General features: G+C 43.4%; 10 protein-coding genes and 1 tRNA gene. 3 read left to right on the top strand and 8 right to left on the bottom strand.

Annotated elements, in window-relative coordinates; genetic code table 11:
- Positions 1–310 precede the first annotated feature (310 nt).
- Positions 311–1,687, bottom strand: coding sequence for a 3-keto-disaccharide hydrolase (locus tag ACFQZI_RS14300; protein WP_377143563.1), 1,377 nt, complete (start codon positions 1,685–1,687; stop codon positions 311–313).
- 21 nt (positions 1,688–1,708) lie between these two features.
- Positions 1,709–3,034 (bottom strand): Gfo/Idh/MocA family protein, encoded by a 1,326-nt coding sequence (locus ACFQZI_RS14295; RefSeq protein ID WP_377143561.1) that lies wholly within the window; start codon positions 3,032–3,034, stop codon positions 1,709–1,711.
- A 167-nt stretch (positions 3,035–3,201) separates the two neighbouring features.
- On the opposite strand from ACFQZI_RS14295, the gene ACFQZI_RS14290 reads away from it, so the two are divergent.
- A complete protein-coding gene (locus ACFQZI_RS14290) occupies positions 3,202–5,691 on the top strand; it encodes a M1 family aminopeptidase (RefSeq protein ID WP_377143559.1) in 2,490 nt (829 codons plus the stop codon).
- A gap of 159 nt (positions 5,692–5,850) precedes the next feature.
- A complete protein-coding gene (locus ACFQZI_RS14285) occupies positions 5,851–6,237 on the top strand; it encodes a hypothetical protein (protein WP_377143557.1) in 387 nt (128 codons plus the stop codon).
- On the opposite strand, the gene cdaA is transcribed toward ACFQZI_RS14285, so the two are convergent.
- Both cdaA and ACFQZI_RS14275 read right to left on the bottom strand, forming a co-directional pair.
- On the bottom strand, positions 6,238–7,029 hold the full coding sequence (gene cdaA, locus ACFQZI_RS14280) for a diadenylate cyclase CdaA (RefSeq protein ID WP_377143555.1): 792 nt from the start codon (positions 7,027–7,029) through the stop codon (positions 6,238–6,240).
- A 121-nt stretch (positions 7,030–7,150) separates the two neighbouring features.
- Entirely contained in the window at positions 7,151–8,122 is a 972-nt protein-coding gene (locus ACFQZI_RS14275; protein ID WP_377143552.1) for a polyprenyl synthetase family protein, read from the bottom strand.
- A gap of 259 nt (positions 8,123–8,381) precedes the next feature.
- Between ACFQZI_RS14275 and ACFQZI_RS14270 the strand changes: the two genes are divergently transcribed.
- Positions 8,382–8,472 (top strand) — tRNA-Ser (locus ACFQZI_RS14270).
- Between the two features lie 135 nt (positions 8,473–8,607).
- Here ACFQZI_RS14270 and ACFQZI_RS14265 read toward each other — a convergent pair.
- From ACFQZI_RS14265 to ACFQZI_RS14250, 4 genes are all read right to left on the bottom strand, one after another.
- Positions 8,608–11,817 carry an error-prone DNA polymerase gene (locus ACFQZI_RS14265; protein WP_377143550.1) on the bottom strand — a complete coding sequence of 1,070 codons (3,210 nt, stop codon included), beginning with the start codon at positions 11,815–11,817 and terminating at the stop codon, positions 8,608–8,610.
- 2 nt (positions 11,818–11,819) lie between these two features.
- A complete protein-coding gene (locus tag ACFQZI_RS14260; RefSeq protein ID WP_377143548.1) occupies positions 11,820–13,316 on the bottom strand; it encodes a Y-family DNA polymerase in 1,497 nt (498 codons plus the stop codon).
- A gap of 3 nt (positions 13,317–13,319) precedes the next feature.
- Positions 13,320–14,045: an ImuA family protein gene (locus ACFQZI_RS14255; RefSeq protein ID WP_377143546.1), complete on the bottom strand. Its 726-nt coding sequence runs from the start codon at positions 14,043–14,045 to the stop codon at positions 13,320–13,322.
- Positions 14,046–14,532: 487 nt separating this feature from the next.
- The gene (locus ACFQZI_RS14250) at positions 14,533–15,747 is read right to left on the bottom strand and encodes a glycoside hydrolase family 76 protein (protein ID WP_377143545.1); all 1,215 of its coding nucleotides are present in this window, start codon (positions 15,745–15,747) and stop codon (positions 14,533–14,535) included.
- Positions 15,748–15,749: the final 2 nt, after the last annotated feature.

The raw sequence follows: 15,749 nt of genomic DNA, 5'->3' as shown, positions 1-15,749 counted from the left end.
AAATACTACCCCCATGTCCAAGATTAGGGGTAAATCTTCTCTCACAGTAGTAAAAATTCCAAATAACCCAAAATCATTTTGATACAAATGGAAATACTTCAGCCAAAGCATTGTGCTAAGCACAGCCAGTGCGAATACCCAGGAAACTAAGGCCAACGGTTCTACAACTTTTTCTTTTGGATGATGTTTACTAAAACGTTGAATACTATCAATCCAAAATAGATAATAATAATTTCTCATAATTTGATATGACAGCGAAAAATAGAGGGCACAAAACTTTGAGGCTTTGTGCTCTCTGTGGTTAAATTTCCTACTTCAACTCCTTTATCTTTACATTCCTGTAATCCACATCAAAGCCGTGGTCTTGCAGCAGGATGTGTCCTTGTTTGGCTTCTCCGAAATCTTTCCAAACCTTGTACTTGCTGATGGCTACCAGGTCGCGGTATTCCTTGGAGCCGCGGTCGTACTCCAGTACTTTTATACCGTTAAGGTAATGCGTAACATGGTTATTTGGCGATACCACAATACGGCCAATGTTCCAGGCACCAATGGGATGCACGAACCGGGCCTGCTTTTTAGCCGGGATAAGATCATATAATGAGGCTAAAGTGCGGTTACCGTCGCGGCCAAGTTTAGCATCGGGGTGCACGGCATCATCCAACACCTGGTACTCTAGCCCAATGGCCGAACCAACGGTTTTCTCAGACAGCGTTACAAAATATTTCACCCCGCTATTCGCCCCCTTGCTCATCCTGAACTCAAAAGACATATCGAAAGCGCTGTACTGCCCTTCGGTTATAATATCACCGCCGTTGGTGGCCTCGCCCCCGTTGGCACCAATTACCGAGAGCATCCCCTTCTCCACCATCCAGCCTTTCTCAGGAAAAGGCAGAGCAGATGCGCTGCGCCAGCCATTGTGCGTTGTGCCGTCAAACAAAAGCTTCCAGCCGTTTTGTTTTTCGTATGCCGATAGCATGTTAGGCTGCAGGTTAACCACATAAACATTTTTGGCAAAAGCTTCGGGTTTAAGGTTAGTGGTTTTTATCTGGACGTTTTTAAACCAGATCCTTTTACCGGCTTGCTTTTCATTATCAATAGCATGCACCTGTAAGCCTATGAAACCTTTGGCATCAACCGTATCAACCACATAAGCCGCGGCCACGCCATTTACCCATGTTTTGGTAGTGTTGCCAATGCACTCAATTTTGATGTGGTTAAACTCGCCGTTCTTCCATGCCGATTGCGCGGCGGCGTTAAGTTCCATAGGGTAAAGCCAGTCGCGGCGGCCTTCGTCATATATCCCACCGGTCCATTTGCGGTCGCTGGGATCTATCTCACATTGGCGGCCATAAACCAGGCCTTTGCCTTCGTGTCCGGCAGGGTTGTAATGACTACGCAGCTGGATGCCCGAGTTGGTAAGCGTGCTTTCTGTTTTGGCATCAAGCTCTAAAACAAAATCGCCGTATTCTTTCTCAGTCACCAAAAAAGTATTACCGCTGTTGAGCACCGCGGTACCGGTGATGCCACCGTCTTCTACTTTGTAATCGGCGTTGCCGGCCAGCTTCTTCCAGCCGTTAAGGTCCTTTCCGTTAAAAAGGTTGGTATAACCGGCTTTTGTTTGTGCCGATGCGGTTTGCAGGCCGGCAGACAAAGCCACTGCCAGCAGACAGATTTTAATGTTTTTCATAATATGTAAATGGCTGATGTGTTAAACTTTTAAATTCCATCCCGGTTCGTACTCACGGCCCCAAAGTTTGGCGGCCTCCGCATCGTGCAGGATGTGTCCGTTCGATGGATCGAGGTTAAGCACCCTACCTACCCTTTGCGCAATGTTACCTAACTGGGGAATCAGGGTCGATTTATGGCCGTTAATAATAGTCTGGTTTAATTTTTCATCACCACGAATGGCGTTCACAAAGTTTTGCAGGTGCACGCGGTCAAGCATCTCTGTAGGGCTAACCTTGTTTGACGCGTCAACCGGGGTTTCGTCTTTTATCTCTTTTACCAGTTTATTGTCGTAATCAAATACCTGGTAGCCATTGCCCCCGCCGTAATTGATGGTGCCATGATCGCCATAAAAAACTACTCCGCGGCCAACCCCTTCGGAGTTAAAGCCATTGCAGCTACGTCCTTCCCAGGATAGCGCCGTATTGTTTGGGAAGTTTGCCAGGATAGTTTGCGTATCCGGCGTTTCCCAATCATCCTTAAAAGCAAAACGCCCGCCAGATGAGGTTACCCTGTTCGGGAAATCAACACCCAGGCCCCAGCGCATTACGTCAATCTCATGCGTGCCGTTATTAAGCGCTTCGCCGGTGCCCCAGTTCCAATGCCAGTGCCAGTTGTAATGTATCAGGTTATCTACATAAGGCCTGCGCGGGGCATAGCCTTGCCATAGGTCGTAATTTAAATTTGCAGGCACGGGCACTTGTTTGCCCACACCAATGCTCTTGCGATTGTTTACATACCACCCACGCGCAAAATACGCGCGACCAATTATGCCGCTATGCAACTCGTTCACCATCTTTTGCACATTATCAAATGAGCGGCGTTGGCTGCCCATTTGTACCAGGCGGTTATATTTGGCGGCCGCCTGTATAGCCAGTTCGCCCTCGTGCGGGTTGTGGCTGCATGGCTTTTCTACATACACATGCTTACCTGCCTGGCAAGCCAGGATGGTTGCCGGCGAGTGCCAATGGTCGGGCGCGGCAATTACTAAGGCATCGAGGTCTTTCTTTTCCAACAGTTTGCGCACATCGGTAATGCCCTGTGGCTTCTTGCCGGTTTGTTTTTCTATTTCGGCAATGCATTTATTCATAGCGTTGCTATCCACATCGCATATATAGCCTATCTCAACATCGGCCAGGGCGGCAAACTTTTGGGCAAGGAATGCGCCGCGGCTATTTACCCCCATTACCCCTAATACTACCTTTTTTGCGGGCGATCCTTTGTAAATACCGGCTATTGCCGCGTTTGATCCTAATAGTAAACCGGTGCCTGTAACAGCCATACTCTGAATAAATTTTCTGCGTTGCATAACAAATAGGTATTGGGTGATGTATTATCGCAATAATTGGTAAAGGCTAATTTAGGAGTTTAATATTAATGTGCCTGTAACATTAATATTATTTAGCCGTCTTAAATCAAATAAAAACTAATATTTTAGCTTTTATTATGCATGCATATCATTCAAATTAAAACCATATGAAAACTCTTTACGCTGCCGTCCTTATCGGTAGTATCAGTGCCTGTGCGCTAAGCACAGCTGTAGCGCAAACCGCAGCGCCGGCGCCAGACCCGGCCCTAAGCATCTACCGCGAAACCACACCTAAGTACAACGACCTGGTGCACACCAAGCTCGACGTACGCTTCGATTACAAAAAACGCTTTATGTACGGTAAAGAATGGGTTACGCTAAAACCTCACTTTTACCCTACCGACTCTCTGCGTTTAGACGCTCAGGGTATGGATATTAAAAATGTATCCATTGTTAAAGCCGGTAAAAACACACCGCTAAAATTCACTTACGATAGCTTAACCATAAATATTAAGCTTGACAGGACCTACCGCAACAACGAGAATTACACCGTTTATATCGATTATACCTCTAAGCCAAACCAGTTAAAAGCACAGGGCAGCGCAGCTATAACCGATGCAAAGGGCCTTTACTTTATTAACCCGGATGGCACGGAAAAGGATAAGCCAACACAGATCTGGACGCAAGGCGAAACCCAAAGTTCGTCGGCCTGGTTCCCTACTATCGATAAACCGAACCAAAAAACTACCGACGAGATAGTGATGACCGTTCCGGCTAAGTATGTTACGCTGTCGAACGGCCGCCTGGCTTCGCAAAAAGTTAATGCCGATGGTACACGTACCGATACCTGGAAACAGGAATTACCGCACTCGCCATATCTGTTTATGATGGCTGTTGGTGATTTTAAGATCACTAAAGACACCTGGAAAGGTAAAGAAGTTAGTTACTACCTTGAACCTAAGTATGCACCTTACGCACGCGACATTTTCGGTTTTACACCGGAGGTAATGGAGTTCTATTCCAAAACTTTGGGTGTTGATTATCCATGGAATAAATACTCGCAAATTGTGGTACGCGATTACGTGAGCGGGGCGATGGAAAACACCAGCGCTACCCTGCACGGCGATTATGTGCAGGCTACCAAACGCGAGCTGATTGATGCTTACTACAGCCAGGGCCGCAGCACCATAGTTCACGAATTGTTTCACCAATGGTTTGGTGATTATGTTACTGCCGAAAGCTGGAGCAACCTAACTGTTAACGAATCATTCGCTGATTTCAGCGAAACCCTTTGGGCCGAGCACAAATACGGTAAAGATGCCGGCGACGCCCACATTAACGACGACAGGCAGAACTACCTGAGCCAGCCAAACCTTAAAACTAAGGACCTGGTACGTTTCCACTATAAAGATAAAGAAGAAGTATTTGACGCCGTTACCTATCAAAAAGGTGGTAGCATTTTATACATGCTGCGTAATTACCTGGGTAACGAAGCATTTTACAAAGGGTTGAACATCTACCTTAAAACCAATGCCTTTAAAAACGGCGAGGCACACCAGTTGCGTTTAGCGCTGGAAGAAGCAAGCGGCCGCGACCTGAGCTGGTTCTTTAACCAATGGTACTTTGGCGCCGGTCACCCCATATTGAACATTACCTACAAATGGGATGATGCTACTAAAACCCAAACTGTTTACATGAACCAAACGCAAGATGGCAACGCCTTTATCTTACCTATTGCTATTGATGTTTACGCAGGCGGCAAAATGGAACGCAAAAAATTCTGGATCCGCAATAAGGTTGACAGTTTAGTGTTTCACTCGGCTACCAAACCAAGTTTAGTAAATGTTGATGGTGATAAAATGCTTTTGGTTAAAAAAACCGACAGCAAAACGCTTGATGAATTTGTTTTCCAATACTTTAACGCGCCTTTATACTTAGACCGTTTTGAGGCCATCACTGCCGCTGTTAAACAACAAAGCAATGCAGGTGCACGCAAAGTGGTTATAGCTGCCTTGAATGATAAATACTATGAATTGCAGATAAAAGCCATCCGCGGTGCCGATATGAGCAACGATGATGTGCGCAATGCAGCACAGCCTATCCTGATCAAACTGGCACAAACCGACCCGAATACCTTGGTTAGAGCTGCTGCAATTACCGTATTAGGCAAGCTGAAAGCATCTGGTAACACCAACTTATTTAAAGATGCATTAAAGAGCCAATCGTACGCGGTACAGGGCGCAGCTTTAACCGCACTTGGCTTGTTAAACCCTGCCGATGCCTTAACGTTGGCTAAAACTTATGAAAAAGATAGCGAAGGTGCTTTAACACAAGCTATACTTAACGTGTACGCAACAAGCGGCAGCGACGAGCAATACGATTACGTTTACAAAGCATTTACCGAAGGCCAGCCGCAAACCCAGTTCAACATCATGAAAAAATTTGCTGACTTTACAGGCCGTATCAAAAATAACGAGCAGGCTTTAAAAGGCACTAATGCCATGATCGACTTTGGGATGAAGTACAAAAAATATGGCGTTGCCCCGCAAGTGGCTGGCATATTGGCAGAAGTAAAAGCCAACCGCGCCAAGCTAAACGATACTGCAACCGTTGCTGCTATTGATAAAGCTACTGTTGAGCTGAATAAAGCCGAATAGTTTACTTTAGTATAATAAACAAAGGCCTCTCTGGTTTCAGAGGTGCCTTTTATTTGCTATTTACTGGCTTTTAGCTTCAAATGTTAAAAAATATTTTTTAACATTTATCGATTTTACAATATGGTGCAATTAGCTAACTTAGTGTTAGCTAATACTGTTATGAAAAAAACTTTACTCCTGATAGCCCTGTTTTTTTGTGCGGGCAGGCTGATGGCTCAAGCGATTACATCACCTGCACCATTCGATACTACCTTTGGCGGCAAATTAGTCCAGCCATTTAAAGCGGATACTACCTGGCGCGTTACTCCGCCGGCGTTACCGGTTGATCAGTATTTTAAACAGCAAGATATTGATTTGAGCAAGCTTAAGGTCGAAAATCAAAGGCCACTACTTATTGCAGTAGAAGGTTACAAGATGCCTATCCTTAATTTAAATAACACTTCTAATATGCCGATTGTTGTGTTGGATGGCTATTCTAAAATGCCTGTTGCCGGCAAAGATATGACCAAGGCTAAGCGAGCTACATTGGCTACGCCTGTACCATAATTAAAAATCTTTATTCAAGAGCTTTTCGAGTTCGGCAAAGCTGATATCCATTTTAATGCGGCCTTGCTTGGCGTATGAGATTTCGCCGGTTTCTTCTGATACGATAATGGCTGTAGCGTCATTAGCCTCGGTAACACCTATACCTGCACGGTGGCGCAAGCCAAATTGAGCAGGCAGGTCGGCCTTTTCGGTTACCGGCAATATACAACTGGCCGATTTAATTTTATTCTCTGCTATCACCACAGCACCATCATGCAGCGGGCTGTTTTTTTGAAAGATGCTTTCCAACACGCGTTTAGAGATCCTGGCATCCAGCACTTCGCAACTGTTTTGGTAAAACTGCTCGTCGTAATATTTAGCAAAAACAATTAAGGCTCCCGTGCGGGTTTGCTTCATGCTTTTGCAGGCGTCAATAATAGGTTTTATACGGGCGTAGTTGTTCTTCTCTGTTTCTACCTTGCCAAAAAAATAGCGCCACCAGGCCTTGTTGCGCTGCAAAGAGGCATTCTTCCCCATCAGCAATAGAAACCTTCGTATCTCTTGCTGAAACAAAACTATTACGGCTATAATGCCTACATCAGCAACCTTTTTAAGTATACCTGCCAGTAAAGGCATTTTACTTTCGGGAACAATAAAATACAGCACATAAATTATAGCCAGCCCTATAAAAATATTAGCCGCGATAGTACCCCGTATCAGGTTATATAACTGATAAATTATTATCGCCAACAGCAATATATCCAGTATGGCAAATGGTGTTATCTTAAAGCTGCTAAAATCAAACGAAGGCATGTTACGAAGTTAGTAAGATTTGGGAAACATCAATAATCATGTCGGTTAGTTTACTCACCCCCGACATCACTTCGTTTGCCGACCCTCTCTGCTGCGCAAAGAGGGTTAGGAAAAAGATTTTCTATTTATTCCTTTCCGTGGTGTAGCGCACCAATTGCTCCAGCCCGGTTTTGGCTTCGCCGTCGGGGAAGGTATTGAGAATAGCAAACGCTTCATCCTGGTATTTCTGCATTTGGGTTTCCGAGTATTGTAATCCGCCCTTTTGCTTTACGAAATTGATGATCTCGGCTATCTTTTTAGGGTCGTCGTTATGGTTTTTAACCAACTGAACCATACGCTTGCGCTCACTGCTGTCGCTATTGTTAAGCGCGTAAATAAGTGGCAGCGTAACCTTCTTCTCCTTTATATCAATACCAAGTGGTTTACCCACATCATCGGTACCAAAATCAAACATATCGTCTTTTATCTGGAAGGCAATGCCAATCTTCTCGCCAAAAAGGCGCATTCTTTCGATGGTTTCATCATCCGCATTGGCAGATGCCGCGCCACAGGCACAACATGATGCAATAAGTGAGGCGGTTTTTTGGCGGATAACCTCGTAATATACAGCTTCGCTGATATCCATACGGCGCACCTTTTCAATCTGCAGTAATTCGCCTTCGCTCATTTGCTTAACAGCTTCAGAAACAATTTTAAGCAGCTTAAAATCCCCGTTATCTATAGAAAGCAGCAGGCCCTTGCTTAACAGGTAATCGCCCACTAAAACAGCTATCTTGTTTTTCCAAAGAGCATTAATGGAGAAAAACCCACGGCGCTGGTAAGAGTTATCAACCACATCGTCATGCACCAGGGTAGCGGTATGCAACAACTCCACTAATGCCGCCCCACGGTGCGTCGACTCATTGATACCGCCGCAAATGGTAGCCGAAAAAAATACGAACATGGGCCTTATTTGCTTGCCCTTGCGTTTTACAATGTAATGGGTAATACGATCCAGCAGCGGCACAGAGCTTTGCATAGAGGTTTTGAATTTCTCTTCAAAAACATCAATCTCGGCAGCTATAGGTTTTTTAATTTCGTTGATGTTTGGCATTGAAACAAAACATACTTTATGCAATTACCTTACCTGGCAATCCGCAGCAAACATAAGCTTTAAAAAATATATATGCATAAACCACAAATACTTTTACGTTGATTAAACCATTGCCCTAATTTACCCTCTATTATAATAGTTGTTAATAACTGCATATAAGTTTAGTTTTTGTGAGTTAAAGTTTTCGTTTTAAAAGCGGGGCCAAAAGGTTCCGCTTTTTTATTGCGGTTTATTTTTACATTTGCAATCCTTAAAAAACGGAGAGGTGTCTGAGTGGTCGAAAGAGCACGCCTGGAAAGTGTGTATACCTCAAAAGGGTATCGAGGGTTCGAATCCCTCCCTCTCCGCCAAATTACTAATTATTATACTCGCGATCCCTTAAATCAGTGAGAATAATAACATTACTACAAGTAGTTAAAACTAACATGCGTAAACTAAATTCGTAATGTTTTTAGTAATGTTTTCAGGCTTTTGCATTATAGAATTTACCTGAAATTCCGTCCTTTATAAAATACTTTCTCTTGTTTACCCGCTTGTTGTTCGCCTTTGTTACCACCATGGTGAGGCTTGGTCGTTTCATCTGCCCTTGCCATTAAGTATGGCAATTTGTCTTCAATAATTTGGGTTAAGCCACGTAACAGGCTATTTAGATTAAAACATTTGTTAGCTACCACATGGATCACTTCGCCTTCGATCTGTAATTTGCCCTGCACCATAAATAAACGTGACTGAATGATCTCTTTGCGATACTCATCAAACAAGTTTTGCCAAACTACAATATTGGCTGCCCCTGTTTCATCTTCAAGGGTCATAAACAATACACCTTTGGCTGTTCCCGGGCGTTGCCGAACGGTAATTAAGCCGGTTACTCGTACTGGATCACCATCTTTCATCTCTTTCAAGTCAGCAATTTTTGTATTATGCAGCAAAGCCAGTTTTTCACGTACCAATGCAACCGGGTGATTTTTAAGAGATAACCCTGTTGATGAATAATCCTGCACTACATGTTCACCTTCTGTCATTAATGGCAATTGAATTTGCACCTCTTTTACACTTTCTGAAGGTGTATCCTCAAATAAAGCCATTGGCCTATCCCCTAAAGCGGTTACTTCCCACAATGCTTTACGGCGATCTAAACCTAATGAACGAAAGGCATCTGCATCAGCCAGTATCTCCAAAGCCGCTGCTGAAATACCGGCAGTGCATAGTTGATTAACGTGGGTATATGATGCTTGGCGTGCAGCTATAAGTAATTGCATATCATCTTCACGCAAACCTTTAATTTGCCGGAAACCTAATCTTACTATATAATATTCGCCATTTTTTTCTTCTAAAATATTATCCCAAAAAGAGTAGTTTACATCAACAGGTAAAACCTTAACGTTGTGATCTATCGCATCACGTACTATTTGTGCCGGCTGATAAAACCCCATGGGTTGGCTATTGAGTAATGCCGCGCAAAACACATCAGGATAATAACATTTTAACCATGATGATATATATACTAATAATGCAAATGATGCCGCATGACTTTCGGGGAAACCATATCCTTCAAATCCTTGCAGCTGCTTAAATATGCGCCTTGCAAAATCTTCTTCGTACCCTTTCTTTTTCATACCATCCACCAGCTTTTTTTCGTAGAGGCCTAATTTGCCATTGGCTTTAAAACTGGCCATACTGCGCCTTAATTCATCAGCTTCTGCAGGTTTGAAACCAGCCGCAACAATGGCAATTTCCATGGCTTGTTCCTGAAATAAAGGAACGCCCAACGTGCGCTTTAATACCTCTTCTAACTCTAGTTTAGGATATTCCGGTAGTTCCTCACCATTTCGCCTACGTAAGTAAGGGTGCACCATGTCGCCTTGTATAGGTCCGGGGCGAACAATTGCTACCTCGATAACCAGGTCGTAAAAGCATTGTGGTTTAAGACGTGGCAACATGGACATTTGCGCCCGGCTTTCGATCTGAAAAACACCAATGGTATCTGCATGGCAAATCATTTCATACACCTTTGGATCATCCTGCGGCACATTAGCTAAGGTTAGCTTTTTGCCATAATGTTGATATACTAAATCAAATGCTTTACGGATCATGGTAAGCATGCCTAAACCTAAAACATCCACTTTTAAGATACCTAATGCTTCCAGGTCATCTTTATTCCACTCCAGTTGGGTGCGGTTTTCCATACGGGCATTCATTACAGGGCAAAGGTCTGATAGTTTATTATCGGTTATAACAAACCCGCCCGTGTGCTGCCCCAATTGCCGGGGGAAACCCATTAATTGTGTAGTTAATTGCAGCACCTTATGAATAAGCGGATCATGTGGGTTTAAACCCTGCTCTCGTAAGCGCTTTTCATCAAAACCTTCTTCACTAAAATCCCAAATAGTGGCACCAACACGTTTTATGGTATCCTCAGACAAGCCCATGGCCTTACCTGCATCACGAATGGCCCCACGATGCCTTTCCTGCGTTACAGTAGCAACAATGGCAGCATGTTCACGCCCATAATCTTCATAAATATACTGGATGATTTCTTCGCGTCTTTCATGTTCAAAGTCCACGTCAATATCGGGCCATTCCTCACGTGCATCAGACATAAAGCGAGAGAACAACAAGCGGGATTTCATAGGGTCAACCGCTGTAATGGATAGGCAATAACAGACCGTTGAGTTAGCTGCCGAGCCACGCCCCTGATGCAGGATACCCAATTCTTCGGCTTTTTGGGTGTATTTATATACGCGTAAAAAATAGGGGGCCAACTTACGGTTTTCAATAAAGGCGAGTTCGAATTTTATCTGGTCGGCAACCTTATCGGGTATACCGTCGGCATAACGTTTACTTGCCCCATCCCATGTGTATTTAGTTAGGCGTTGCTGTGGATTAAGCCCATCAATAATTTTTTCTTCTGGCTCGATGTACTTTAAAGTATCTAAGGAAAATTGGCAGGCATCCGCAATTGCCAATGCGTTTTCAATAGCTTCTGGATAGTCCCTAAACAATCGGTATATTTCATCTACGGGCTTAATAAACCGCTCGGCATTGGCATGCAGCTTAAAACCTGCTGTATATATGGTACATTTTTCGCGGATGCAGGTTAAAATATCTTGTAATTCGCGCCGGGCCAACTCATGATAATACACATCCCCTACGGCTGCCATGGGTATGCCTAATTTTGATAAACGCGCTAACCTTTTAGCATCATCGCCGTTGTAGGAACGGGTGGTTGCTATATACAATGAGTTTGTAAATCTATCTTTGTATTCCTTTACATCTCTTTTAAATTCATCATCATAATTAAATCTTGTGTTCAATTTATCCGGCGGGATAATGATAAACTTAATGCCTTCTTGGTGGGCATAAACATCTGCTTTATACAAATGGCACTCTCCTTTTTCGGCCCGTAAATTGCCAACCGTTAATAAGGCCGAAAGCCTGCCATAAGCATTACGGTCAGTAGGATATGCTAATAAACTTGGGCCATCCAAGAGGTCTAATCGGCAAGCAGGAATAAATTTAAGCTTTAGCTTTTTTGCTACAATATGTGCGCGAACAATTCCTGCAAGGCTATTGCGGTCAACTATGGCGATGGCATCATAGCCGTATAAAGCTGCCTGCTCAACCAGTTCTTCGGGATGCGACGCTCCCCGCAGGAAGCTAAAATTTGATGTCGTTTGTAATTCAGCGTACCTCATAACTATGCAAAAAAACCGTGTAAATACCATTGCGGTGCATCATCGTAATGGCCCAATCTAAACAGCCAGTAACGTTGCCCGTCAGCATCTTCAACCGCATAATAATCGCGGTGCGCACCCTTGTCTTGCCACCATTCGCGCTCGATACGTTCGGGGCCATCTGCCTTCTCTACTATATGCCGCTTGCCTTTATAAGTAAAAACCTTAGGTGGGTAATCGGGTAGTAGCGCCATTACTTCAACGGGTTCGGGGCGCTGTAATAGGCGTATAGGCCTTGGCCTGTCTGTTCGCCACTTAGTTGTCGGGATTTCTGTTAGGGATAAAGTTTGTTTAATTGCACGCTCGGGCCAGTAATTTTCTGAAGGTAAATAGCGATATATAGCTTTATTGCCAATTTTACCGGCTAACTTATCTAATAATTCTGCCAAGGCCGTATCATGTAGCCCTGGCTTACCAGCCCAGAGTTTTTCCTGTAGCGGATCAATATCTTCAACTTTGGGTGCTTCCAAAAGGAATAGCTCAATACCTAAAGCCGGTTCTATTTTACTGATCTGTAACTCAAAAAGTTTAAATAAATGTGATACACTATGCGAACCGCGATTGGTACTGATTTTTGCATGCACTATTATACCATCAATACGATAACATTTTAATATGGCCTTGCGTACTCCCTTGCCCTCAGCTTGCAACCTCGTGCACAATTCTTCCAGTAATTTATTGATAGCTATCTCAATAGCTTTTGCCGTTCTTACTGGTTCAAGGCAAGGCAAGCGCTCTGTATAAGGAACGGGTGGAATGAGTGGAGTAAGGTACTCTTCCTCCCCCCCTAAAGCCTGCGCCATCTTTAACAAAAAGCCATCACCAAATCGCCTTCGTAACACTGTACGCGGTATTTGCATAAAGCTTTTGATGGTAGCAAAACCTAATTTTTGTTGTTTTTGAAGGACGGTGCTTTCTAACCGTAAAGCTGCAGGAGGCAAATTAAGTAATGCCTGTGCCTGTGTTCCGCTTTCAATAATGGGTTTAGTTTTCCCATAATGGCTAATAGCCCAGGCGGTACCAATGGTATCGGCTATTGCCGCCCTCGCGTTATATCCTGCAGATCGCAGTTTATTTACTATCTCTTTTAAATAAGCACGTTCGTTACCCCATAAATGCGCGCATCCGGATATATCTAAAATTAAGTCATCAGGCAGATCAATTGCCACAATTGGTGTATATCTGATACACCATAAACCTAATTGCCTTAATAATTTAGCTTCCTTACCTTCTAAGTGATCTATTACCTGTAAATTGGTGGTAATAGCTTTGGCATCAGCCGCTGCCATGCCCCGGTATATGCCTTGCGCCTCTGCTATTGGGTTAGCAGCGGTAATAATAATACGGTTACGCTCCGGGGCAACAAAAGCAAAGGGTACATCCTTCAGTTCCGGTTTACGAAGCGTCAGCCAATCCGTCGTCAAATAACGAAACCATATTACCATGTAACGTTTTTGCATGGCTCATCCTACTTTTTGTATTTGATGTTTTATTTGTTCTTTCACAATAGGTGTAAACCCGCTATCCGACCATTCAACAACCCAACTACCCGGCTTGCCATTGCGTACACGTAACAGCTCAACCCGCCATCGTGGAAAGCCCAAGCCCGGCAGATCGTCTATTGGTTCGCTTGCTAAAGGTTTTATGTGCCAACGCGCAGCACAAGCTGTCGCTCCCATTTTATTTGATCGGTTGCGAAGAATAAAGCCGGTTACTCCACTCTGTTCAACTGCCAATTGTAAACGCCTCGATTGTTTAAAATCAACCTCAGATAATTCTCCTACAACCGCTGTTAACCCGGCGCATTTCAGGGCTTCTTCCATCACCCATAACACATCTTTATCTTTGTGGAGGTGTATAAAAATGATCCTGTCGGGCTCAACCTCAAATGATCTTAATGCTATCGGGTACATATTGCCCGATAGGCTTATCCATAAGCATACCCCACCATTCTGCATTAGTACAGATAGCAGCCCGCTTATAAAGCCACTTGAAGCAGTAGCCTGTTCTGTATTATCACAAACCATTTCATGTACAGCCCGAATAGGAAATACCCCATTTGGGAAGTTAACCTCAATGTTTCGTAAACCAAATGATTTTCTTTCAGCGATTGAAGGGGGCTTATAACCCTCCCATTGCAAAATATTTTTTTGCAAAGTGCTGATCAGTTCTCTTTTAGTATCGGCCATGACGAATGTTTACAAAGCAAAGTTATGCTAATATTTTTAGCATTTTGTATTATAATTACAAAATATTTTTCACTTTAGTTTTGTAACGAACAATCTTATTTAGTTAAAGATGCAAGGCCTGGTTAAGCGTATAAATTAACCTGATCAAGTTTTGTGTATAATAATTAAATAGCAGGGATGTGGCGTAATGTTAACTTTTGTAAAGGGAAACGCAGCTAACAATGTAAATAATTTAAATAAATTGCTATAAAGGATCGCCGGAGTGTTGAAATAATCACATCAGTCCATCCAATTAATGGCTATGATTATGTTTGACTATATTGAAAATAACTATCGTCTTAAGGTGTTTTTAACTTAAGCCTAGCTTATGGTTTGCAAATCACTTTCATTGGTAAGATGTTTATCAAAAAAATCAAAAGTAATAGCTGTACAACTAGCAAAAAAAACGCCACCGGCTCTCAACACCGGCAGCGTGTATACAAATCAACTAATCACTCTTGTTTTTTGCACCCTTAATTAAACTTAAGCGGGCGTACAACTCTGCTATGCAGGCTTCATCTAAAAGCCATTTTGGTTTGCTTAACTCATCCTTACGAGGCAGCCAGCTATGCGTGGTTAGCCCATACTTATCTTGTGATGTTTGCCAGGCATAGTTTAGGTCGTGTTCAATGGCAGCAATATATTTATAGTTCCCATCAATTTTGTAAAGCGCCTCATATCCTCTGAATAATACAGTAACAAACCAGGGCAGGTCAATATGTAAGGTCAGGTTTTTATCGTGCGTTACATTGCTGTAATACTTATAGCTGTCTGCTGCCAATTGCTGTGCCTGCTGCAGGTATTGCTTTTCGCCGGTAAACCTGTACAGCATTACAGCCGCTTCAATTAATGACCCTGTATTGTACGTCCAAAAAGTGCGGTTTTGCTTACCATTCAGCTTCACGTCATTAGTAATAACGCCGGTTGTAGTATCACGCAGGGTTTCGTACATCCATTTATAGAATCGTTTACCCTGTTCCAGGTAATATTTGTCCGTACAGCCCTGGTAAATTTTTAATGCGGTTAGCGTGGCCATACCATTGGTGCAAGCCGGCTTCTGATCGTTATGACCTTCAAGCCAGGTTACCCCGCCGCCAACATCATCATTCCAGCCGCTTAAAATAAACTTAAAAACATCTTTGGCACGCTGCAGGTACAAAGCGTTCTTTGTGTTAAAGTACGATTCCATGTAATCTATACCCACCAGTCCGTTATCATCGTAATACCTGTCGGCTTTTTCAAATTTAACCGGGTATGCCTGGTAACCCGCAGGCTTACGCACGGTATCGCGGTATTGCTCTATACCCAGCACCAGGCTATCCTGAAATGGCTTATATTTGTTTTTTAACCCGGGCGCCCTCATGAGGACATTGGTTGCCGAAAAAACACCCGAAAAAGGCCACAAAAAGCTCACTTCCTTCTCCTTTATACCCTCACCCTGAAAATAGTTAAGGGTATCGTTTTTGTTGGATGGATAATTTTCAGAAAACAACCCTGGTTGCGAAGGCACACGGTAACGCTTCCAGATGTTAGCATACATGGCCTCTGCCCGCTGTTGATATTTGGCAGACAACTTTTGCTGAGCAGACGAAATGTGTGAACTACTTGCAACAATTATTGCAGGTAGGAACAAACGGAATATAATGCTTCGTTGTAATAACATAT

The sequence above is a fragment of the Mucilaginibacter lutimaris genome (genome assembly GCF_042676625.1).
In the GTDB taxonomy this organism is placed as follows: domain Bacteria; phylum Bacteroidota; class Bacteroidia; order Sphingobacteriales; family Sphingobacteriaceae; genus Mucilaginibacter; species Mucilaginibacter lutimaris.
The sequence above is the reverse complement of the archived record's forward strand: the minus strand, read 5'-3'. Positions and strand labels throughout refer to the sequence as shown.